19 protein-coding genes and 4 pseudogenes are annotated in these 20,943 nt (G+C 60.2%); 11 read left to right on the top strand and 12 right to left on the bottom strand.

The features are described from left to right. From NKI46_RS27285 to NKI46_RS27235, 11 genes and pseudogenes are all read left to right on the top strand, one after another. A pseudogene (locus tag NKI46_RS27285) lies at positions 1-172 on the top strand (transposase); the annotation flags it as partial. Between the two features lie 1,084 nt (positions 173-1,256). Then, positions 1,257-2,600 carry an MATE family efflux transporter gene (locus NKI46_RS27280; protein ID WP_352748929.1) on the top strand — a complete coding sequence of 448 codons (1,344 nt, stop codon included), beginning with the start codon at positions 1,257-1,259 and terminating at the stop codon, positions 2,598-2,600. A 174-nt stretch (positions 2,601-2,774) separates the two neighbouring features. Then, positions 2,775-2,924, top strand: a pseudogene (locus tag NKI46_RS27275) (IS1380 family transposase); the annotation flags it as partial. Continuing rightward, a pseudogene (locus tag NKI46_RS27270) lies at positions 2,921-3,416 on the top strand (transposase); the annotation flags it as partial. The pseudogenes NKI46_RS27275 and NKI46_RS27270, both read left to right, overlap by 4 nt. Positions 3,417-4,191: 775 nt before the next feature. Then, on the top strand, positions 4,192-5,793 hold the full coding sequence (locus NKI46_RS27265) for an ABC transporter substrate-binding protein (RefSeq protein WP_352748927.1): 1,602 nt from the start codon (positions 4,192-4,194) through the stop codon (positions 5,791-5,793). Further along, complete coding sequence (locus tag NKI46_RS27260; RefSeq protein WP_352748924.1) at positions 5,793-6,734, top strand: ABC transporter permease; 942 nt, start codon at positions 5,793-5,795, stop codon at positions 6,732-6,734. The genes NKI46_RS27265 and NKI46_RS27260 overlap by 1 nt, the downstream gene beginning before the upstream one ends. 1 nt (position 6,735) lies before the next feature. Then, the gene (locus tag NKI46_RS27255; protein ID WP_352748921.1) at positions 6,736-7,608 is read left to right on the top strand and encodes an ABC transporter permease; all 873 of its coding nucleotides are present in this window, start codon (positions 6,736-6,738) and stop codon (positions 7,606-7,608) included. A gap of 12 nt (positions 7,609-7,620) precedes the next feature. Then, the gene (locus NKI46_RS27250) at positions 7,621-8,619 is read left to right on the top strand and encodes an ABC transporter ATP-binding protein (protein ID WP_352748920.1); all 999 of its coding nucleotides are present in this window, start codon (positions 7,621-7,623) and stop codon (positions 8,617-8,619) included. Further along, complete coding sequence (locus NKI46_RS27245; RefSeq protein WP_352748917.1) at positions 8,616-9,611, top strand: ABC transporter ATP-binding protein; 996 nt, start codon at positions 8,616-8,618, stop codon at positions 9,609-9,611. The genes NKI46_RS27250 and NKI46_RS27245 overlap by 4 nt, the downstream gene beginning before the upstream one ends. A 71-nt stretch (positions 9,612-9,682) precedes the next feature. Further along, positions 9,683-10,560 (top strand): annotated as a pseudogene (locus NKI46_RS27240) (IS110 family RNA-guided transposase); the annotation flags it as partial. 83 nt (positions 10,561-10,643) lie between these two features. After that, positions 10,644-10,910 carry a hypothetical protein gene (locus tag NKI46_RS27235; protein WP_352748914.1) on the top strand — a complete coding sequence of 89 codons (267 nt, stop codon included), beginning with the start codon at positions 10,644-10,646 and terminating at the stop codon, positions 10,908-10,910. 11 nt (positions 10,911-10,921) lie between these two features. Here NKI46_RS27235 and NKI46_RS27230 read toward each other — a convergent pair whose 3' ends face one another. The 12 genes from NKI46_RS27230 to nifK form a co-directional block, all read right to left on the bottom strand. After that, complete coding sequence (locus NKI46_RS27230) at positions 10,922-11,074, bottom strand: exopolysaccharide production repressor protein (protein ID WP_352748946.1); 153 nt, start codon at positions 11,072-11,074, stop codon at positions 10,922-10,924. Between the two features lie 91 nt (positions 11,075-11,165). After that, on the bottom strand, positions 11,166-11,504 hold the full coding sequence (fdxB, locus tag NKI46_RS27225; RefSeq protein WP_352748912.1) for a ferredoxin III, nif-specific: 339 nt from the start codon (positions 11,502-11,504) through the stop codon (positions 11,166-11,168). After that, entirely contained in the window at positions 11,501-11,704 is a 204-nt protein-coding gene (locus NKI46_RS27220; protein ID WP_352748910.1) for a CCE_0567 family metalloprotein, read from the bottom strand. The genes fdxB and NKI46_RS27220 overlap by 4 nt, the downstream gene beginning before the upstream one ends. 53 nt (positions 11,705-11,757) lie before the next feature. Further along, the gene (locus NKI46_RS27215) at positions 11,758-11,979 is read right to left on the bottom strand and encodes a DUF269 domain-containing protein (RefSeq protein WP_352748907.1); all 222 of its coding nucleotides are present in this window, start codon (positions 11,977-11,979) and stop codon (positions 11,758-11,760) included. A gap of 539 nt (positions 11,980-12,518) precedes the next feature. Then, positions 12,519-13,685 (bottom strand): TlpA disulfide reductase family protein, encoded by a 1,167-nt coding sequence (locus NKI46_RS27210; RefSeq protein WP_502896843.1) that lies wholly within the window; start codon positions 13,683-13,685, stop codon positions 12,519-12,521. A gap of 154 nt (positions 13,686-13,839) precedes the next feature. Next, on the bottom strand, positions 13,840-14,532 hold the full coding sequence (locus tag NKI46_RS27205; RefSeq protein ID WP_352748902.1) for a hypothetical protein: 693 nt from the start codon (positions 14,530-14,532) through the stop codon (positions 13,840-13,842). Between the two features lie 100 nt (positions 14,533-14,632). Continuing rightward, positions 14,633-15,337 carry a response regulator transcription factor gene (locus NKI46_RS27200; RefSeq protein WP_352748900.1) on the bottom strand — a complete coding sequence of 235 codons (705 nt, stop codon included), beginning with the start codon at positions 15,335-15,337 and terminating at the stop codon, positions 14,633-14,635. 107 nt (positions 15,338-15,444) lie between these two features. Then, positions 15,445-15,924 (bottom strand): NifX-associated nitrogen fixation protein, encoded by a 480-nt coding sequence (locus NKI46_RS27195; RefSeq protein WP_352676937.1) that lies wholly within the window; start codon positions 15,922-15,924, stop codon positions 15,445-15,447. A gap of 17 nt (positions 15,925-15,941) precedes the next feature. Next, the gene (gene nifX / locus NKI46_RS27190) at positions 15,942-16,439 is read right to left on the bottom strand and encodes a nitrogen fixation protein NifX (RefSeq protein ID WP_352748897.1); all 498 of its coding nucleotides are present in this window, start codon (positions 16,437-16,439) and stop codon (positions 15,942-15,944) included. Then, positions 16,405-17,787 (bottom strand): nitrogenase iron-molybdenum cofactor biosynthesis protein NifN, encoded by a 1,383-nt coding sequence (nifN, locus tag NKI46_RS27185; protein ID WP_352748894.1) that lies wholly within the window; start codon positions 17,785-17,787, stop codon positions 16,405-16,407. Before nifN ends, nifX begins: the two co-directional genes overlap by 35 nt. 7 nt (positions 17,788-17,794) lie before the next feature. After that, positions 17,795-19,285 carry a nitrogenase iron-molybdenum cofactor biosynthesis protein NifE gene (gene nifE, locus NKI46_RS27180; RefSeq protein ID WP_352748892.1) on the bottom strand — a complete coding sequence of 497 codons (1,491 nt, stop codon included), beginning with the start codon at positions 19,283-19,285 and terminating at the stop codon, positions 17,795-17,797. A 56-nt stretch (positions 19,286-19,341) separates the two neighbouring features. Then, the gene (gene nifK / locus NKI46_RS27175) at positions 19,342-20,883 is read right to left on the bottom strand and encodes a nitrogenase molybdenum-iron protein subunit beta (protein WP_352671235.1); all 1,542 of its coding nucleotides are present in this window, start codon (positions 20,881-20,883) and stop codon (positions 19,342-19,344) included. Positions 20,884-20,943: the final 60 nt, after the last annotated feature.

The following is a 20,943-nucleotide window of genomic DNA, read 5'->3' as shown; positions in this document are numbered from 1 at the left end:
CGCCGTTATCATCGCCGTCGGTGTCAACGCGGACGGCCGGCGCGAGGTACTGGGCATGGAGATTGGCACCTCGGAGGCCGAGCCGATCTGGACAGAGTTCCTGCGCAAGCTGACACGTCGCGGCCTGCGCGGCGTCAAGCTCGTCGTCTCCGATGCTCACGAAGGCCTTCAAGGCGGCCGTCACTCCTGCCGGCATCCTCTCCCCGTATAGCGGCGGGGAGAGGGGTCGCGCATCGTAACATATCCTACAAGTAAATTTGCAGGATCTTTACCACGGCAAATCGCCGACAATGGTACGTTCACCAAAAATCTGAGGTCAGGCACGGCCGAAAAGTAGATGGTGGTTTTACGCTCGGACCGCGACAGCAGATTGGAAGCGAGCGCTCATCCCGGCTGAAGACACAGGAGCAATATCTGTCGTGCGGAGCTTATACAGCCATCTTGCGGCGAAAAGCGCCAAAAAGTTCCCGGCAACGTGCGACCTGCGGCGTTGCTGGCGTCGCGAACGCAGAGGGGTCAATTTATGCAACAGTTGGCAAGCTCTGCCGGTATTTCGATCTCCGAGGGCCAAACACCGCATCACGGCAAATTTACTCGAAACCCACTCCTCGCGAAGCCCAGCGTTCCAGTATCTCTCATCGCTTGTCGGAAAATGCGCCCTGCGGGCTGCCGCCGCATTTTACCTTTTGTGAAATCACATATCTCGCCCCGCCGACCGATGACGAGCAGGAGTGTATCTCCGACGTTGCGCTGACTAGCGGGCCGCTCGGCCTCGGCCAGGGCCGACGAACGTTGAATTCCTGTGGACGAAGCGTGCCCTAGCATTGAGGTCAATTTGCCCTTTGCCGGCGCGCCAAATCCTCAGCTGATTAGTCGACTTTACAATGCCGATGTCATCACCGAGCACACGACTGGGGTTTGCGCACCAGGCAGTGGCGGACTGCGGTCGCGCGAATCCTGGTTCCTGATGATGATGGCACCCGTTTCGATTGGATCGATGGCGCCAATAGGCCGTTGCCATACCAAGTGTCGCCGAGATCAAATTGGATATTGACATCTCGTGAAAGGCGATCGCCGAGAACTCGGATATGTCATCGCCACTTTACTCAACCTTGCTCGGAACAGGGGGATAATTGAACGAAAAGGAACAATCTGCGGCCCCTCCTCTTCCCAGGGCATTTCTCCGTTCTTGGTCCAGGGGCCCGGACCATACCACCGACAATCAAAACGTCGCAACTTGTCCGATAGGAGCCGATATGGAAGACAAAGGGTCGATCGTCAGCGCAAGACCATTCGAGGTTACCAATCGGCAAGTCCTGGCGATTGCTGTTCCGATTACGCTCGCATCCTTCACGACGCCGCTGGTCGGCCTTGTCGGTACGGCCATAGTCGGGCAGTTTGGTAACGCCGAACTACTCGCCGGCCTTGCAGCCGGGGCGGTCGTTTTCGACGTCGTCTACTCGACCTTCACTTTCCTGCGCTCGGGGACTACCGGCCTCGTAGCCCAGGCTTTCGGAAGGGACGATGTCCTGGAAGAGTGGACGGTTCTCTCGCGTGCCCTAGCCATTGCTGCGATCTCGGGTTTGGCCTTGATCCAGCTTGCGCCGCTGATTGCCGCGATCGGCGAATGGCTCATGAACCCCGGGCAGGCGGTGACCGCCGCGATGGATCTTTATATCCGCATCCGGCTCGTCTCGGCGCCCGCCGCGCTGATTAACCTTGTAATCCTTGGCTATTTCTTAGGTCGCGGCGAAGCCAGCCTCGGACTTTTCCTGCAACTCCTCCTCAACGGGATGAATTTCGTCTTCTCGATCTTTTTAGGCGTTTATCTCGGCTGGGGTATTGCTGGCGTCGGCTGGGGCGCGGTGTGCGGCGAGGTTGCCGGCATGATCGCCGGCCTGGCAATCCTCGCCGGGCGTTTTCGCGCAATGCCGAGAACGTCGCCCCACCATACGTTTCATGACGCAGCGATGGGGCGAATGCTTCGCCTAAACGGCAACATTATGATTTGTGACCTCGTGCTCATAGGAGCATACCTGCTTTTCATGCGGCAGAGCGCGCAGCTGAGCACGCTGACCCTTGCCGCCAATGCTGTGCTAATGCACTTTTTACTGTCCGCAGCGTACTTCCTCGACGGCTTTGCGACCGCTGCACAGCAGCTCGCCGGGCGTGCCATCGGCACCCGTGATCAGACGGCTTTCTTGCGTGCCGTTACACTAACGGTTGGCTGGGGATTCGCGCTTGCGGGCTTTGCAAGCTTCTTGGGCTTCGCGTTCGGCGAACCGCTTATCGGTGCGATAACAAAGGCAGCAGACGTGCGTGCCGAGGCGGCATTCTATCTTCCTTGGGCGGTCTTTACGGCGCCTAGCGGCGTGCTGGCCTTCCAGATGACAGGTGTCTTCGAGGGAGCAACTTGGTCGCGCGACATGCGCAACGTGATGCTCTTATCCTTCGCCGCCTTTGTCCCTGCTTTGTTCGCATTGGAGCAGATGTTCGGTAATCACGGGCTCTGGGCAGCCTATCACATCTTTTTGCTAACGCGGGGGATAGGCCTGCTGTCGGTCATACGTCGGCGGGTCCGCACTGCCTTCGCAGGATGACGAGTTGATAGCCGTCGGTGACATCGGGGATATTGGTTTGCTTGCAAGGAGCTAACCCATTTTCATGCATACGGGCGCGTTGAGAAGCTAGCGGATGTAGCTTAAGCGGTTGATTTGGCCAGGAGTCCGTGGCTCAGGCCAGCGCTTCCACCGCATCTCGCGAGCCACGCCCCTATGACCGTGGATGCGTTGCTGCCGCTGTCTTTTCCAGCCGTCGGACGCAAGAAGGTCACAACTGCGTTGGACGACGGACGTATCACGTCAGATGGCAGCGTCATGCTTCTGGCGGCCGCCCAGCGGCGTTTGCGACTGGCCGCCGGCTTGCCGCTGCGATCCGCGAAGTGCTGCCCGAAGCGGTCTGGCAGCGCTGCTACGTCCACTTCCTAAGAACGCACTCGATTACGTGCCGCGCAATGTCGACAACGATTGCCTGCGGAGCTCCGATGGTTCTACGACCGGCGCGACCTTGTCGAGGTCAAGCGCGACTTGGCGCAGTGGATCGCCAAATGGCAGGCCAAATACTCGAAGCTGGTCAACTGGGTGGAAGATAACATCGAGGAGACGCTGAGCTTCTATCGGCTGCCGCTAACTCACCACAAGCACATGAAGTCGACGGACATGCTGGAGCGGCTGAACCAGGAGATCAAGCGGCGCACCCTGGTCGTTCGCATCTTCCCCAACCCGCGGAGCTGTCTGCGGCTGGTTCGGGCAGTGGCGGTGGAGATCCACGAGAACTGGCTCGAGGCGACCCGCTATCTCAACATGGATCATCTGCGCGAGCACAAGAAGGACAGCCTGAGGACCTTGGCCGCCTGAGCACCGTCATGTGTCCGCCGCTCCGCTAAACACGGGGGCTGCGCGGCGGACACGCCCACGTCACCGCTACTGCCACGCTATTGCATTTCATCTATGGATGACACGGACACATCCCGACCAGGGCCGCCGCGGACACTGCGGGCTTGCGTCCAGCCGGTTCGCAACCGCCTCAAGGACATGGACTTCTATCATCAGGCATAGGTGCAGACATAGAAATTGACACTGCAATCTCCTCGGCTCCTTCAGTGTCATCATCTCTCGCCCATCATCTTATTTGGCGCCAGATGGGTGAGCGCGGAATTCGCCAATATAGAGAGGCGGTGCCGTCGAGTCTCCAAGTGACAGACCCTGCCAAGAAGCCGCGGAGCCGCCATCACCAGGCTATGCTCCATGCGGCGTGTCCCTCAGCGACAACTGGCCTACATCACTATGTCTCCTTCCGGACTAATTGTGGCGGCAAGCTTGCAATTGTCTGGGACCTACCGATCGCCGGAGGCATGACCAACTACATTGTCTAACGTCGCGCGTTATCGCCACAGCTCCTTGCTGTCGATGCGCCCGAGAGGGCAACCGCAGCGCGCCGTTGCTCCGCGAAAATCCCGAGCTCGACTATGGGGTATATAACACAGCGAGGTTCGCGGCACAGAAACTGGCTTCACTTGGCATCAATCATGCTTCAATCATATCGAAAGCGGATCCGAACCGGCGTCGCAAGCGCAATTATCATCTGCAATTCCACAGCGTGGATTAACCCGCGGGAAAGGGGAACTGGAACATGACAACCTCTCGACGCAATCTCTTCAAAACCGGCATAGCCGCAGGAACGGCTTTGTCGATCCCTTCATTGTTGCTGGCACAGACAGCGCCAGCGGCCGCACGGACGGTGCACATGGTGAAGGCGATGGACCTGCGCATCTTCGATCCGATTTGGTCGGCGACGAGCATCACCGCCGAACATGGCGCGGCGATTTATGACACGCTGTTCTCGTTGGACTCGAAGTTCATGCCGCAGCCACAAATGGTGGGGAAGTGGGACGTCTCCGACGACAAGAAGACTTATACGTTCGAGCTGCGGGACGGCCTGCGCTGGCACGACGGTAATCCGGTCACCGCGGCAGACTGCGTCGCCTCGATCCGTCGCTGGGGCCAGGTGGCCCCCGGCGGACAGCTGATCATGGCGCGCGCCAGCGACATCTCGAAGAAGGACGATAAAGCCTTCACGATCGGCCTCAAGGAGCCACTTGGGCTTTTGGTCGATATCCTAGCGGACCTGACGCCGCCGTGCCTGTTCATCATGCGCGAGAAGGATGCAAATCGGCCTGCGACCGAGCAGGTGACTACGACTATCGGATCGGGGCCGTTCAAGTTCAACGAAGCTCTTTCTAAGCCAGGCGCAAGCTACATCTATGATCGCAATAAAAAATACGTGCCGCGCAAGGAGCCGTCCGATGGATTGGCCGGCGGGAAGATCGTCAATGTCGATAGCGTCATCTGGCATGTTATCGCCGACCAGCAGACGGCGATGGCGGCCTTGCAAGCAGGTGAGATCGATTATTTCGAGACGCCGCCGGCAGACCTTTACTCCTTGGTCGAGAGTGATGCCAACCTTGAACTTCACGTCCTGGACAAGGCGGGCTGGGACGCGCTCGTGCGCATGAATTTCCTGCAGCCGCCATTTAACAACGTCAAAGCGCGCCAGGCGATCCTCCACCTGATTGATCAGGAAGCGTTCATGCGCGTCATGGCCCCCGACTCAAAATATTCCAGCACCCACGCCTCAATCTTTGGAGACACTACGCCGGTGTCCAATACGGGGTGGTACAAGAAGGGCGGCGGCCCCGAAAAGGCCAAGCAGCTCTTCAAGGAGGCCGGATACGCCGGCGAGAAGGTCGTCATTCTCAATCCAACGGACTGGCACGAAGCCGACAATGCCTCGCAGCTTCTGGCGGCCGCGCTGCAGAAGATTGGGGTCAATGCCGAGCTTGCGCCGAGCGACTGGGGCGGGCTCACCACCCGCCGAGCGAAAAAGGACCCCATTGAGAACGGCGGCTGGAACCTCTTCATCACGACTGAATCAGATTACTCGCTCGGCAATCCGCTCACGGACCCCCTCCTAACCGCAAATGGAGACGACGCCTGGTACGGCTGGCCGAAGAACGACGAATATGAGGCGCTGCGGACCAAATGGGCGTATGTTGCAACACTCGACGAGCGCAAGGCGCTTGCCCGCAAAATGCAAGGGCTTTGGTGGGACTTCGTCGGCGATGTGAGGTTGGGAAAATATGTCGCGCCGATCGCGCACCGCAAGACCCTCACTGGCCTCATCGGCATGCCGCAGATCGTCCCGATGTGGAACATGCAGAAAGCTTCAGCCTGATGGCTGGCTATATCCTGCGCAGGATGTTCTCGACCATTGCCGTCATGGCGATGGTCGGGATCTTCGCCTTTCTTCTTCTCAGGCTGGCACCCGGCGACCCCGCGGCGATCATCGCCGGCAGGTCGGCCACGGCGGAGGTGATAGCCGGCATCCGGGAGCAGATGGGCCTGAACGATCCTATGCCGGTTCAGTTCATAGGTTGGGTGCGGGACATGTTCGGCGGCGATTTCGGCACCTCGATTTTCACTGGGCGACCGGTTCTCCAACTGATATCACAGCGGCTTGAACCGACCCTTTCCCTGTCGATCCTGACGATGATCCTTTCGGTGACGGTGGGGGTCTCTTTCGGTATCCTTGCCGCGTGGCGAACTGGCGGGCTCGTCGACCGCCTCCTCGCGGCGTTTTCGGCAATTGGTTATTCCGTTCCGGTCTTTGTCATCGGCTATTTCTTCATATACTTTTTCGCCATCAGGACACACTGGCTGCCGGTCCAGGGGTATGCCCCGATCGGCGAGGGTCTCGGGCCTTGGTTTGTGCACCTGATCCTTCCCACCGTTGCGTTGAGTCTTGGCTTCATTGCCTTCATCGCTCGGGTCACGCGGGCGAGCATGCTCGAGGTCCTGTCGGAAGACTATATGCGAACGGCCGCTGCCAAGGGTGCTTCGTCCTATGCCATGCTTTTCCACCATGCCTTGAAGAACGCGGGCGTCCCGATCCTGACCGTCATCGGCATTAGCTTCGCCTACCTGATCGGCGGAGTGGTTCTCACGGAAACTGTGTTCAACATACCCGGAATCGGTCGCCTGGTCGTGGATGCAATCAACAACCGCGACTATCCGCTCATTCAGAGTGTGCTCATCCTTACTTCGGGTCTGTACGTCATCATCAATCTCACGATCGACCTGGCCTACACGCTGATCGATCCCCGGATCCGGTACTGATATGACGATTTTGTCCGAAGTCGTGCCGATGGGTCGGCTGCAGCTGTCCGATCTTCGTCGTCTGGCAAGACGGCACCCGCTGGTTCTGTTAGGCGGGTGGCTCCTGGCACTCTTGATCATTCTGGCGCTCGCCGCCCCGCTTTACGCCGGTGATCCAGTGAACATGGATCCATTCAAGCGGCTCCAGCCGCCTTCTGCCGAAATGTGGTTCGGAAGCGACAATCTGGGCCGAGATGTGTTTGCACGAACGATCTTCGGTGCCCGCATCTCCCTGGTGGTCGGACTGCTGTCGGCAGCGAGCGCGGCTCTTGCCGGGGCTCTGATCGGTGTCATCGCCGGCTACAGTCGCAGCTTTGACAACGTCGTCATGCGGGTCATGGACGGCCTGATGTCCATCCCGACGATTCTGCTGGCGATTGCACTCATTTCTCTGACGGGACCCGGAATCGGCATCCTCATCGTCGCCATTGCGATCCCCGAGACGCCAGCCGTCGCGCGGCTCGTTCGATCTGTGGTCCTGGGCGTTCGCGACCGCCCCTATGTGGAGGCCGCGCTCTGCGGCGGGGCGCGCCTGCCCAAGGTGCTATGCCGGCATATTCTGCCCAGCACAGTTCCGGCGCTGACGGTCCAGGGCGCTACTGTCTGCGCCAGCGCGATCATGACGGAGGCGGGGCTGAGTTTCCTCGGCATTGGCGTGCCGCCCGAGATTCCGAGCTGGGGCAACATGATTGCGAGTTCGCGCCTGTATCTTGCCATTGCTCCCATGACGATCTCCGCCCCCGGTATTTGCCTTGCAGTCACGGTCCTTGCCGTCAACCTTCTCGGCGACGGCCTGCGCGAGCTGTTCGATCCCCGCGCGAAGCAGAGGCGCTGATATGCAACGCATATGAACATGGAAAAAAACGAAATGCTTCTCGATGTCCAAGACCTCGAGACCCATTTCTATGGTGAGGAAAGCGTCACGCGGGCATTGGGTGGGATCAGCTTCCAGGTGATGATTGGCGAGACGGTCGGCGTCGTTGGCGAATCCGGGTGCGGAAAGAGCGTCACCGCTCTTTCCATTCTCCGCCTGCTGCCGAAGCTGTCCGCCAGGACGGTCCGCGGCAAGGTCCGCTTCCACGGACGCGGCCTTCTTGAGCTGTCCGATCAGGAGATGCGCAAGATCCGTGGGGATCGGATCGCCATGATCTTCCAGGAGCCGATGACGAGCCTGAACCCCGTCTACACGGTCGGCCACCAGATCGCTGAGGCCGTGCAGATCCACACCAAGGCCTCACGGTCTGTTGCCATGGCGAAGGCCGAGGAGATGCTTCGTCTGGTTCGCATCGCCGACCCCGAGCGCCGCGTTAACAATTATCCCCACGAAATGTCGGGCGGCATGCGTCAGCGCGCAATGATCGCCATGGCCCTTGCCTGCTCGCCGGAACTGTTGATTGCCGACGAGCCGACGACTGCGCTCGATGTCACCATCCAGGCGCAGATCCTACGGCTGATCGTCGATCTGAAAGATCGCACGGGAACGGCCGTGATGTTCATCACGCATGATCTGGGCGTAGTAGCAGAGACGTGCCAACGGGTGATTGTGATGTATGCTGGCCGGATTGTAGAACAAGCGAAGGTGATAGATTTGTTTGCGCGTCCGGCGCATCCCTACACTCAGGGCCTCATGCGATCGGTGCCTGACCGGCGGCGCGGCCGACAGCGCCGCCTTCCGGAAATTCCCGGCATTGTTCCAAGCCTGCGCGAGCCCATTGTGGGCTGCAGCTTCGCGCCCCGCTGCCCGTTTGCGATCGACATTTGCCGCGACAAGATGCCCGTATTGCGTGATGTCGGGTCGAGCCACGCCGCAGCTTGCTGGCGCGCCGAAGAGGTGATGGGCGGATGAACGGTCCTTTGCTGAAAGTCGAGAATCTGACCAAGCACTATGCGCTTGGCTCGGGAATCTTCAAGAAAAGCATTCCGGTGATCCGGGCGGTGGAGGATGTATCCTTTTCCGTCGAGGCGGGTGAGACGCTTTGCATCGTCGGCGAATCTGGCTGTGGCAAGTCCACAGTGGCGCGGCTCCTGATGCGGCTCGTGGAACCGACGGGTGGGCGCGTGCTGATCGACGGGGCCGACATTGCAGGCCTCAGGAAGGACGCGCTTCGCGCGTGGCGCCGTCGAATGCAGATGGTCTTTCAGGATCCTTACTCGTCGCTGAACCCGCGCCTTACTGCCGGGCAAATTATTACGGAGCCTGTCGAGAATTTTGAGCGCCTCAGTCGCAAGCAGCGCAAGGCACTGGCCGCAGACCTTCTCCGAAAAGTCGGAATGTCACCTGAGATGATGGACAGGCTCCCGTCTGAATTGTCGGGTGGCCAGCGGCAGCGTCTCGGCATCGCGCGCGCGCTGGCCCTTGAGCCCTCGCTCATCATCGCCGACGAAGCGGTCTCAGCCCTTGACGTCTCCGTGCAGGCCCAGATCTTGAATCTGCTTCTGGATCTCCAGCAGCAGATGGGTATCGCCTTTGTCTTCATCTCGCATGACCTTGGCGTCGTTGAACATATCGGACATCGTATCGCGGTCATGTATTTGGGGCGGATCGTGGAACTCGCCCCATCCGAGGCGCTCTTCACCAAGGCGATTCATCCCTACACCGAGGCGCTGATCGCGGCAGCTCCAGTGCCGGACCCGACGCGGGTTCGGCTAGAGGTGCCCGTGGAGGGCGAGGTGCCGAGCCCGGTAAATCCACCGAGCGGATGCGCGTTTCATCCGCGCTGTCCGCTCCCTGTCGAACGCTGCCGCATTGACGTGCCGTCTCTGGGACCGCTGGCCGACGGCCGGGTCGTGGCCTGTCATGTGCGCTCCGGCCACCAGCATCCCGGGCCAGCTGGCTGAAGCGAATGCCTTGGCGGTAGTGATGGAGTGGACGCCCCCTCGGCGGCATCGATGTGCCAGAATGGTGGTGTTTGACAGCCACCGTAAGAGAGGGAGCGTCCACAACGCAAGTTAACACGATCGGGTTGGACCTAGCGAAGAATGTGTTTCAGGCGCATGGAGCCATGCGGCGGGCGCCATTGTTTTCCGCAAGCAACTGCGACGCGACAAGGTGCTTGCGTTTCTCGCTGGGCAGCCGGCCTGCTTGGCCGCCATGGAGGCCTGTTCTGGGGCGCATCACTGGGCGCGCGAGATCGGCAAGCTCGGCCACACCGTTCGTCTGATCCCACCATCCTATGTGAAGCCTTTCGTGAAGCGGCAGAAGAACGACGCGGCCGATGCCGAGGCGATTTGCGAGGCCGCGCAGCGGCCGACCATGCGGTTTGTCGCCGTGAAGAGTGAGGAGGAGCAGGCGAGTGCGGCCGTATTCCGAGCTCGTGATCTGCTGGTGCGGCAGCGCACCCAGACGATCAACGCCTTGCGCGGCCATCTCGCAGAATATGGACTGGTCGTTGCCCAGGGCCCTTCTCACACCGCCAAGCTGATGGAAAAGGTAGAGGATCCTGAGGGCGATCTGCCAAAGCAGCCCGCCTGGCCCTCACATGCTGGTCGATACGCTGAGATCGCTGGAGGAAAGGATCAAGCAGCTCGATGCCGAGATTGCACGGCGTGCCCGAGAGGATGAAGACGTGCGGCGGTTGGCCCCGGCGTTGGTCCGATAACGGCAACGGCTCTGGTTGCACTGGCGCCTTGCGCCGCAATCTTCCGAAAGGGGCGCGACTTCGCCGCTTGGCTGGGCCTGACGCCGCTGCAACGCTCTACCGGCGGTAAACAGAAGCTCGGTGCAACATCGAAGATGGGCGAGCGTACATTGCGTCGCCTGCTTATCATCGGAGCGAGCGCTGTCGTGCGTCATGCTCGTTGGCGAGGCATTCGTGAAGGATCGTACGCGCGGCAGTCGGCCTCGATCATTTCCACAAGGCAGAGAGCTTCATGAAAACGCTGAAGGTCGAGGCGATCTACCCGATGGTGCTCGAAACCTTCGAGGAAGTCGCAGCACACCTTTCTAACCGGAAACTGCATATCCGGGTTAGAGCGACCGGAATGCGCCGCCACCGATCATACCGAGCACATTATTCCTCGAAGATCCGTCAATGTTCATGGTTCGTCCAAAGTGGCGCGAATCTGAGCTCTGACCTTGTCACGGCGTCGCAAGGGAGCGGCGAAGCCGGGCATTTGGCCGAGCTGGGGCACATCTGAAGATTCATTCCTCACCCATCATAATCTGGCGGTTGGATCGACCTTTCTTGCACCTGTCGAAATTCAGCCCTTTGGCCAGCTCTGCTAGCGCAGCTAGCCCGCCAGACCAGAAAGAGCACGCTTGCGAAATAGGCCAACTGAAGGAGCAGCGAGCCGGCCAGCATCGTGACGACTGTCAGACGGATGGAATGCGAGGCGAAGTAAACGGTCACAGCACTGCCGCACAGGACCAGGATAAACACGGCGCAAAAGCCTCTAAAGGGCAACACCGTTCTCCTGGGCTGCGACCTGATCGGCCGCAACATGGGTCTGGCAGTTCTTCGGGCAGACGCGGCTGCAGGCTCCGCAGCCAATGCAGCGGCCAGCATGGTCGACGACCATGATCATGCGATTGAGCTCGCCATCGAAATCATCGGCCTCGTCGTCGCAGGCGCCGAGGATTTCACCCGCGTCATCGACGCCGTAAAGATGCATAACCTCGCGCGAGCAGACTTTGAAACAGCGGCCGCAGCCGATGCAGGTCCTGCCGTCTATAGCGGTGAGATATTCCGGCATCCATCCGGAGCCGTCGCGGGTGGTGAATGTGCTCGTCATCGTAACTTCTTCATGGCAACGAGCTCTCTCTTGGCACCGTCCAACTCGGCAAAAACGGCCGATGCTTCCTCGGCAACTTCCTCTATCTCCGGCCATTTTCCCGGGAGATTCTCGGCAAGATCGCGCAATTTCACCTTGGCAATTGCCGCGCGCAGCTGAAGCTTTCGGACTTTCGTTCCCATCTCATCCAGCTTTGACATAGATCCTTCCTCGAAATCGGTGTCTTCACGCCCGTGCCACGTCGCGATAGGCTTCAGTGGCTGAGGTCGCATCGTCGACCAGTTTCGTACCGGCCTCCGAGTTGCCGGAACGTATCGAAGCCGAACCGATGGACGTCTGGACAGAACGACGAGCTGCCCGACCGTGAAAAGCAATCGTCCGAAGCCCCCATGGCTTTCATCTCCATCATTGGGCCGGAGCGCTCCTCGATCGCAAGCCCGACGGCCGTGTAGAACAAATCGAGCCTCCACAGCACGTCCGGATCGGGATCGCCGATGATGGGATCGCACGGCGCTGTTTTCTGGTGATGGTGAAGTCGCCCAGCAGTTCGGCGTCAGATTTGCCTTTCCCACGAGCCATAGGAGTCTTGAGCACGGATTAGCCGCACCAGGCATCTGACAAAAGGCATGGCAAGGGCCGCCTCGTCCGCGTTGATAGCCCGGCTGACCAGCATCAGACATTTCGCCTTCTCCTCATTTCAGTCCTCTTCCTCGAAGCACGATGTCTGTTTTCTGGCACGCCTACTTCGGGCACACTTGCACAGCCGACGCCCGGCTCGGCGCGGCTGATTCCGCGCAATTGACGTCCCTTTGGCCGACCTTGAACACGTCCTCGGCTGCGAAGTCTTCCACGCGAATTCGCGTCGAACATCACTTCCGCCGCAATGCGGCCGGAGGCCATGAAGATTCGAGCCTCGGTCCTGCTGCAAACGATCGACCAAGTGCTGCATGAACCCTCCTTGCTGCTGTCACGCGAGGGAAATGGACGAATTGGCCAGTAGCCAATTTCGACCAATTACCCTTTTTTATCTTTCCTCCTCGGCCGACCGCGCTTTGGCACCTTCGGGGAACTGGTTTGCGCAGCCGAAAAGAGAGTGCCGCAACAAGCCTTCGCACCCGTGTACTTGGCGAGGGCCTGCAGCAAATCCGGCAGATGCTGCTCTTTCAATTCGGCCGGGATAGGCTCCGGACCGTCCAGCGACGTCAGTGCCAGTTCGACCAACTCGACGGCGCGATCATTGTTGCCGTTCTCGTGATAGTATCGGGCGACCGCGGGATAGGACCGGAACTTAGGACTGCCGCCTTGCGGCGGATTCAGCGCCAGGATGTGTTCGGACAGCTCCTTGCCCATCGCGAAGCGCTCAGCAGGGGGAAGGCGCGAATGGTCATTGGCCGGATGGAAAAGTTGGTCTAGCCCCGAAACCATCCAGTCCTCGCAGTTTTTGTCGATCGCGTCGCGAACCAATTGGCGCATCACGGGCAAGCCGGTCCACATGTCTTGAATTTTGTGAAGCAACAGATGCGCATGAGCCAGGCGGAAATTGAGGTCGTCCGGCATCAAGGCGATGCCCTCTTCGATCGCCCAGAGCGCCGTCTTCCAATCTTCCAGCTTCACCGCCGCCCAGAACCTGTCATCGATCGGCTTCTTCAGCGCTTGTCCGCGCGCCAGGGGTTCGCTTGCGGCAATCCGCTGCTGATCGGCGGCTTTCGCTTTGTTGCTGGTGGGCCAGCTGCCGGTGAACACTTTCGGCAAAACCTCACCGAGTTGGCTCGGATGACCGATAAAGGCGATGCAGCCGTCTCGGTCGACTACGAACGAGGTCGGAATCCCGACGCAAAAGCTGGGTTCCCTCCAAAGCTTCTTCATTTCGCCTGTGAAGTCGAACCCAATCCGATGATTCAGATCCGGGCACTTTTCGGCCAACCACGCGTCCAACTTGGTCCGGGCCTCGACGGCCGTTGGAGCGTCTTCATCAGCCGCGATCCCGACGACCTCAAGTCCGCTGTCCTTGTATTTCTCCTGTAGCTGCATCAGCTCGAGCATCTCCGCCGCAGATAGTTCGCACCAAGTTGCCCAAAATTCGACGATATAGACTTTGCCGGGCTGGAAGTCCGCAAGGGGCTCGCCACGCAGCCAGTCCTCCACTTGGATCGAAGGAGCCGGTGACCCCATCCGCAACATCACCTTGCCCTCCAAAGCTGTTGCCAAAGGTTGCGTGACCTTATGCGCAAGCTTGTTCCCCTTTTGAGACGGGGCACGAGGGTTCAACGAAGGGAGAGCATTGTTCGTCTTGCGCATCTGCGTGCAGTCAGCCTTCACTCAGTGTTGCTGAATCTCAATTCGCAAAGGCCGTGCCAACGCGCTCAGCGTGCTGTAAACGCTTGATTATGCTTTGAAAAATTTCTGTGGCGCCCAAGATCGCCGGTTGTATTGGACGCGACATATTTTCCGCCACTGTCGGGTCTTGGACACGCATCACCCGCTTCCCGTCGGCGCAGAAGCGTGGCCACCGACGTCTCGACATATAGGGACGAGCAGATGCATGACCGCGTTGGCTACCGCCAGCCTCGTCATCATCGTCCGCCTCAAGCCTTGCTTGAGCTTCTTGTCGTTTCGGTCGCTCAGGTGGTAGCGCAACGCCATTGCGATTGCAGGCGCCGCTCCATCCGAGCATCGCCTCACCGATGCTGGCCTGATCGCAGTTGGCAATATCGACATCATAACACCGCCACGTGGCTCTCAGCAGTTTGTGAATTTCCTTGGATGTTTTTTCCCAACTGGCCGTGTCCTGTGAAAATCTCTCGATTTGCCTGTACCGTTTTTCCAGTGCGGCAATGGCGTGCGCGCGTTGTCTAGGCCACTCGGAGATGCCATCGCTTAGCGGCGGAGGTGACATAACGAGAGGCGGAGGCGACATGATCAGGACGGACAAATGTGCGCCGACTTCGGCGCACAAGCTCGCAGCTGTTCTGACGTCCTGGTCGGAGTGGTCAGCTCCCGCTACACTGAGTATTTTCTTGAAGGCCATCTGACTGCTTCCCCCTGAGATGTCGGGCCCGTAGCGCGTTTCGAACCGCAAGACTTGCCTTCCAACGAACACGGAGAGTGGCACACCATCCGTTCGCTATTCAGTCGTCCGGCTTCTCGAGCGAGTAGCCGGCAGACCTGACAGTACGAATGACGCTACCTGGCGAGGCCGCCTTCAGCGCCTTTCTGATCCGGCTGATATGGACGTCGACAGTGCGTTCACCGATATGGATATTGTTCGGCCAGGCCGCGTCGATCAGCTCGTCTCGGCTGAAGACCTTGCCGGGAGCCTCAAGAAATTGCCGCAGCAGGTTGAATTCGAGAGGTCCGAGATGGATGTCGTGGCCATTACCTCGAACCCGGTGGGCATCGAGCTTCATCTCAAGGCTGCCGCAACTGAGCCAGCTGCCGTTTTTTATCCCGTTTGAACCCGGCTGTGGCAGCGCCAGCTTTGTGCGTAGACAGTCAAGCAGCTTGGCCGGCGCGAAGGGCAGCATAAAGCTCTCGTCAATACCTGCCTTCAAGAGATCCAGGTGCTGGTTCTCGGCGCCGGGCGCGATCAGCGCAATGACAGGCAGGCCGCCGGTCCGGGGCTCCCGCTTCAACCGGGCGCAGATTGTGGAGCCTGTCGCGCTTGCCGGCCCGCAGTCCAGCACGATCGCCTGGAGCTCCCGTTGATCGGCCAATGCAAGTGCTTCCTTCACGCCGTCTGCCGGCTCACTGGTGAAGCCGTCTACCCCCAGAATGTGGCTGAGAAACAGATACAACTGCGCATCTTGCGAACAGATCAGGACCAGAGGCTTCATCAGCGCTACCCCAAGGACCCGTCAGCCTCGACCGCCTCGATTGAGAGGGCTGTCCATCGCATGTCATCAAGGCCTGACATGATCCCCTCTATCGAAAATCGGTTCCATCACGCCCGCGCCACCTCGGGATAGGCCTCAATGGCTGCGGTGGCATCGCCGGCCAGTTGGGTGCCGGCCGCGGCGAGTTTCCAGAACGTCTCGAAGCCGAACCGATGGACGTCGCGCAGGGTCTTTGACACAACGACCAGTCGCCCGGCCGTGAAGAGCACGCGCCCGAAGCCCTCGTGGCTTATCTCCATCATCGGCGATGCCATCAGGCCGGAGCGTTCCTCAATCGCAAGCCCGACGGCGGTGTAGAACTTATCGAGCCTCCACAGCACGTCCGGATCGGGATCGCCGATGATTGGAATTGCACGGCGCTGTTCCCTGGTGATGATGAAGTCGCCCAGCAGCTCGGCGTCCGATTTGCCTTCCCATGATCCGTGGGAATCATTGGCACGGATCAGCCGCACGAGGCATTTGACGAACGGGGTGGCAAGGGCCGCCTCGTCCTCGGTAGCGGCAGGGCTAACAGCGGCTTCAAACATTTCGCCCACTCCTCATTTTAGTCCTCGTCCTCGAAGGAGGGTTTCTGTTCAGCGACACCTGCCTGCGCCAGCACCTTGCGCAGCCAAGGGGGAGGACACGTTCTGAGCATCATCTGCGTGCGCAACAGCACCTCTTGGATGGTCTGGGGCTGCGGCACTTTGATCGGATGGATCTTTGCGGAAACAAGTTTGGCTGCCGAAGGTCCGCCGATCGCCAGACAAAACAGGAGATGACAGCCCTTCAGCGCCTCCACCTTCGGGGTGATGCGGTCATCGCCCTCAGTTCGATGCTTCCCGCTCTCGTCGGAAACGTCATCGAAGGCCACGGCTTCCACGAGATTCCACTCCTCGCGCATCACGTCGTAGACAGCAAAGCGCCTGGCCGATCCGAAATGGGCGTTGAGGTTCTTCATGTCCTGCGTGGCGATCGCCACGCGCAATGCGCCCGCCTGGCGTTCCGGCGTCGGTGCGTGAACCTCGTCAGTGACGATCGAGAGGCGACGGACGGAGCTCATCTGGCATTTCTCGCTTACGGAGTGGATCAAGCGCCTCAGGCGTCGGCGCTCGCCCGTTGGCTTCGAAAATGTTGGCAACCTCGAAGATCAGGTCGCGGGTCCCCTGGTAGAGGATTGTGAGCTTGTGCTGGGCCCCGAGCCGGTCGAAGATCGGGAAGCCGACCCGCATGAGCGGAATGCCGAGGCGCTGCGCCGCCTGGCGGCCGTGGGAATGAGTAACGAGAAGATCAGCGCCGGCGCCAAGCGCTTCCAAATCGCCGAGATCGCCGATTTGAACCGACTGCGCCGGCACTTCCTCCAGAATTTTCGACATAGCGGCCGTTGTGACCGCCGCCGCGATCTCGGAGCCCATGCCGATGAAGAAGCTCGCGAGTTGGTAGAGTTGGTCTGGTTCAGCAGCGATCGCAATTTTCTTGCCTCCAAAGTGGAAATGTCCGTCGAGCAAAGCGTCCTGCAACTGCGACCGCCGACGGCGCACCCCAGCCGGCGCCGCCTCGCCCGAAACTGCGGACAACAGCGAGACGAACCGGTCGGCGTCCCTCAATCCAGTCAACGATCGGAACAGCACGTAAGAAACCCCGGTCAACCTCTGCAGCACCTCGGCCGGGCGGCGCATATGCTCACCGATGACAATGCATCGCTCGGCCGTGCCTAGCTCGCGGATATCCTCGACGCTGGTGCCGCCATAGGTGGTCGTGACCCAACGGTCGGGCACCGTACCGTCGAGCGAGCCGGAGACGTCCGGCAAAATCACCGGTTTCAGTCCAAAGCTCTCAACCATCTCACGCAAATGCTCGATGTCAGCCACAGTGAGGTTCCAGCCAGGCAGGATCACGATTTTCTTCGATTGCCGCGCCTGCTCGCCGGGCCGTGTAATCCCTTCGATCATCGCGGTGACAGCTTTGGCCCAGCCCTCTTCGATCGCACCATCGAAATCTGGTGTGTTGGCCAGCACCACCTCCGTACCCGCGAGTTCTTTGGTGCGCTTCAGCCCGATATTGGCGATATCGCCTGCGCAGTCTTCGCCCCGGGTTTCCACCAGCGCGGTCGTGCAAACCCCGATCAGCGTTGGCTTTGTGCGGGCCTTGAGGTTGAGGATCGCCTCTTCCAGATGGTCTGCCCCGCCGAGGATCGTTGCCACCTCGTCCATCGCGGTTGTCTGCAAGGGAATGGCTTCCTTGAAATGTCGCACGAAGAGCACGAGCGCGAAGCTGGTGCACCCCTGGCTGCCGTGGAACAACGGCATCGCGCCGTCGACGCCAAGAAAGGCCAAGGCGGCACCCAGCGGCTGCGATGACTTCAGCGGATTGACCGCCGCCGCTTTGGTCTGGGGAACGATGCGGCCCATTGGCTTCTCAACACTCGCCGAAATCACCGGCCGTCGTGCCGGAGAATTCCTGGACAGCATGCAAGGTCACAGTCTCGATTCTCGTGCGCGGCCGTTCCTCCCTCACCGCAGGCTGGCAATCCCATGGTGCCGGCTCCCGCACCTGGCGCCAGATCGGGTTATGAATAGCGAGGTCGATCTGGCGTACGAGTTCCACCATGCCGTGATAGCCGGCGTAAGGATGTTGGCGCTCCTGGTTGATATCGAGCCAGGGTGTCTTGGCCTTCAGGGCGATGAACTGCGTGCGCCCGCCCGACAGCATGATATCGGCCTTGTGTTCCGAGAGCATGGCGTAAAGCTCGCGCGCCGCCATCTGCTCGAACATGTGGTTGTCGTCCTTGAGGATCTGCTTGATGCGTTCCTTGTCTTCGACGGTCGACTTCTTGACAGAGGTGCCGACGATCTCGATGCCGATCTCCATCAGCGCATGGACGACCGACCAGGACTTCACACCGCCGGTGTTGAGCAGCACGCGCTTGCCTTCGAGCCTCGGCCGGTAGGCGGCGAGCTTCTTCCAAGCGATCGCCTCCTCCTCTGCAATCAACGCCTCGGTGCGGCCGAGGATCTCCGGATCGGCACCCTTCTTCACCAGCAGCTGAGAGATCTGTCGGAGCGCTTCCGAGGTGTCGGTGATGCCGTAGAAGGAGCCCTCGAAGAACGGGATCTCCCAGCGCTGCTCCATCTTGCGGGCCAGATTGATGAGCGCGGTCGAGCACACCACCATAGCCGCCCGGGCGCGGTGCGCGCAGGCAATGTCGAAGTAACGCGCGTCGCCCGGAATGCAGGCGCGCACCCGAATGCCGAGCCGATCCAGCAGCGGCTTCACCAGCCAAAATTCGCCCGAGAGGTTGAATTCGCCAAGGATGTTGATGTCGTAAGGGCCGGCCTCGTCGGGCTCCACCGTGCCGATGACATGCTCGAGCAACGCCTCGCCGGCAAGCTTGTTGCCAAGATTCTTGGAGCCCACGAAGCCCGGCGCATTGACGGGCACCACCGGTAGACCGAACTTTTCCGCCGCGCGTTTGCACACGGCCTCAATGTCGTCGCCGATCAGCGCCGTCACGCAGGTCGGATAGACGAAGATCGCCGGCGGCCCATACGCTTCCTTGATCTCGCGGAACGCTTTGAAAAGCTTCCGCTCGCCCCGCCCCATCACAACATCGAGTTCGGTGAGGTCGGTCGTGAAGCTCGTGCGCCACAGCGTTGGCCCGGACGAAGCCGCACCGCGGTTGTCCCAGGAATTGCCCTCGCAGGCGAGCGGCCCATGGACCAGGTGTGCGACGTCGGTGATCGGCTGCAGTACGATCTTGGCGCCATCGAAGGCACAGCCGCCGGCCGCCGCCCCGGGGGTCAGTGGCTTCGAACAGCCCTCCTTGCGCGCCTTGGCATCCTTGCCGCGGTTCTGCTCGCAGGCGGGCTCGTTGAAGACATCCTGGATTTTGGCTCTGAGCAAGGACATTGCGTCGGTCTCCAAAGTCCCTCGGGAAGACGACCGGCCAAAGCCGACCGTCATGTTTAGCGGGTGAGGTCATACGAGTAGTCCGTCACGCCCGTCTCGCTTGTCTCGCGATCGAGCTTGTCGAAGATCTTGTCGAGGATCGTCGTCAGTACGCGCAATCCGCCTTGATAGCCCATGAGCGCAAACCGATGGTGATGGTGGCGGTCGAAGATCGGAAACGTCAGCCGGATCAGCGGCGTGCCCGTGTCGCGCTCCAGATACTTGCCATAGGAGTTGCCGATCAGCAGGTCCACCGGCTCGGTGAAGAGCAGCGAGCGCATCGCCCAGAGGTCCTTGCCCGCCCAGACTTGAGCACCGTTGCCGAAGGGCGATGATGCAAGCAGTGCCTTCAACTCCGCTTCCCATGCCGAGGTGCCGTTGGTGGCGAGGCAATGGGTCGGCTCGCCGCCCGTCTCCATGATGAAGCGGGCCATGGCGTAGACAAAGTCCGGATCACCGTAAATGGCGTATTTCTTACCGTGCAGCCAGGATTGGCTGTCGGCCATGGCGTCAACAAGTCGGCCGCGCTCCAGGCGGATTGCCTCGGGGATTTGCTTGCCGGAAATCGCGGAGACCTCCATCAGCAAGTCGTCGGTCGCCTGGACTCCAAGCGGGTAATGAAACGAGGCAGTCGCCTGCCCTACCCCCTCGCAATACTCCAGTGTTTTTCGGGTGTTGTAATGCTGAAGCGAAAGTGTCGCCTCGGCGTTGAGTGCCTTCCTCACGTCTTCGATCTTCGTGCCGCCGTCATACATGCGGTATTCGCCGTCGGACGGCGTGTCGAACTGGTCAGAGGCGTCTTGGATGAAAGTATAGGACACGCCTATCAGATCGAGCAGGCGCTTGAGTTCCCGGTTGTTGCCGACACAGAAGCCGTCGAAGCCCGGAATGATGTTGATGGTTCCCTCGGCTTCCGTTCGCTCCTCGCCCTTCCAGAAATGCTCCAAAATGCCCTTGACCGCAACGTCATAGCCGTCGACATGGCTGCCGACAAAGGCCGGCGTGTGGGCGAAGGGCACGTCGAAGTCGCGCGGGACCGAGCCTTCGTCCTTGGCGTTCTCGATGAAGCTGTGCAGGTCGTCGCCAATGACCTCCGCCATACAAGTGGTCGAGACGGCGATCATCTTTGGGTCGTAAAGTTGGTACGTGTTGGCGAGCCCGTCTACCATGTTCTTCAGGCCGCCGAACACTGCCGCGTCCTCGGTCATCGAGGAGGAAACCGCCGAAGCAGGCTCCTTGAAATGGCGCGACAGGTGCGAGCGGTAATAGGCCACGCAGCCCTGGCTGCCGTGGACGAAGGACATGGTTCGCTCGAAGCCTGCGGCCGCGAACACCGCGCCGAGCGGCTGGCAGGCCTTGGCGGGGTTCACGACAAGCGCTTCGCGAGCAAGGTTCTTTTCGCGGTATTCCCACGTCTTGGTGAATTCGCCTTGGTCGGTAACGATCTGGTCCGGGTGAGGACATTCGAAATTCAGCCTCTTCTCGGCGAGCATCTGCCTGTATTCCGGCTCGCGGAACAGGGGCGCGTGGTCGAGAACTTTTTCAGCCGACTGCGGCATGGGCGGTTACCTCTTTGCATCTGGCCCGCCATAGGGCGGCACAGGGACGTCGAAAGTTTC

It is taken from the genome of Mesorhizobium sp. M0615 (assembly GCF_040320805.1).
In the GTDB taxonomy this organism is placed as follows: Bacteria; Pseudomonadota; Alphaproteobacteria; order Rhizobiales; family Rhizobiaceae; genus Mesorhizobium.
The sequence above is the reverse complement of the archived record's forward strand: the minus strand, read 5'-3'. Positions and strand labels throughout refer to the sequence as shown.

Coding starts and splice junctions, on each gene's coding strand:
- NKI46_RS27280 (WP_352748929.1), top strand. CDS start 1,257: ATGGAAGACAAAGGGTCGATCGTCAGCGCAAGACCATTCGAGGTTACC.
- NKI46_RS27265 (WP_352748927.1), top strand. CDS start 4,192: ATGACAACCTCTCGACGCAATCTCTTCAAAACCGGCATAGCCGCAGGA.
- NKI46_RS27260 (WP_352748924.1), top strand. CDS start 5,793: ATGGCTGGCTATATCCTGCGCAGGATGTTCTCGACCATTGCCGTCATG.
- NKI46_RS27255 (WP_352748921.1), top strand. CDS start 6,736: ATGACGATTTTGTCCGAAGTCGTGCCGATGGGTCGGCTGCAGCTGTCC.
- NKI46_RS27250 (WP_352748920.1), top strand. CDS start 7,621: ATGAACATGGAAAAAAACGAAATGCTTCTCGATGTCCAAGACCTCGAG.
- NKI46_RS27245 (WP_352748917.1), top strand. CDS start 8,616: ATGAACGGTCCTTTGCTGAAAGTCGAGAATCTGACCAAGCACTATGCG.
- NKI46_RS27235 (WP_352748914.1), top strand. CDS start 10,644: ATGAAAACGCTGAAGGTCGAGGCGATCTACCCGATGGTGCTCGAAACC.
- NKI46_RS27230 (WP_352748946.1), bottom strand. CDS start 11,074: ATGCTGGCCGGCTCGCTGCTCCTTCAGTTGGCCTATTTCGCAAGCGTG.
- fdxB (WP_352748912.1), bottom strand. CDS start 11,504: ATGACGAGCACATTCACCACCCGCGACGGCTCCGGATGGATGCCGGAA.
- NKI46_RS27220 (WP_352748910.1), bottom strand. CDS start 11,704: ATGTCAAAGCTGGATGAGATGGGAACGAAAGTCCGAAAGCTTCAGCTG.
- NKI46_RS27210 (WP_502896843.1), bottom strand. CDS start 13,685: ATGTTGCGGATGGGGTCACCGGCTCCTTCGATCCAAGTGGAGGACTGG.
- NKI46_RS27205 (WP_352748902.1), bottom strand. CDS start 14,532: ATGGCCTTCAAGAAAATACTCAGTGTAGCGGGAGCTGACCACTCCGAC.
- NKI46_RS27200 (WP_352748900.1), bottom strand. CDS start 15,337: ATGAAGCCTCTGGTCCTGATCTGTTCGCAAGATGCGCAGTTGTATCTG.
- NKI46_RS27195 (WP_352676937.1), bottom strand. CDS start 15,924: ATGTTTGAAGCCGCTGTTAGCCCTGCCGCTACCGAGGACGAGGCGGCC.
- nifX (WP_352748897.1), bottom strand. CDS start 16,439: ATGAGCTCCGTCCGTCGCCTCTCGATCGTCACTGACGAGGTTCACGCA.
- nifN (WP_352748894.1), bottom strand. CDS start 17,787: ATGGGCCGCATCGTTCCCCAGACCAAAGCGGCGGCGGTCAATCCGCTG.
- nifE (WP_352748892.1), bottom strand. CDS start 19,285: ATGTCCTTGCTCAGAGCCAAAATCCAGGATGTCTTCAACGAGCCCGCC.
- nifK (WP_352671235.1), bottom strand. CDS start 20,883: ATGCCGCAGTCGGCTGAAAAAGTTCTCGACCACGCGCCCCTGTTCCGC.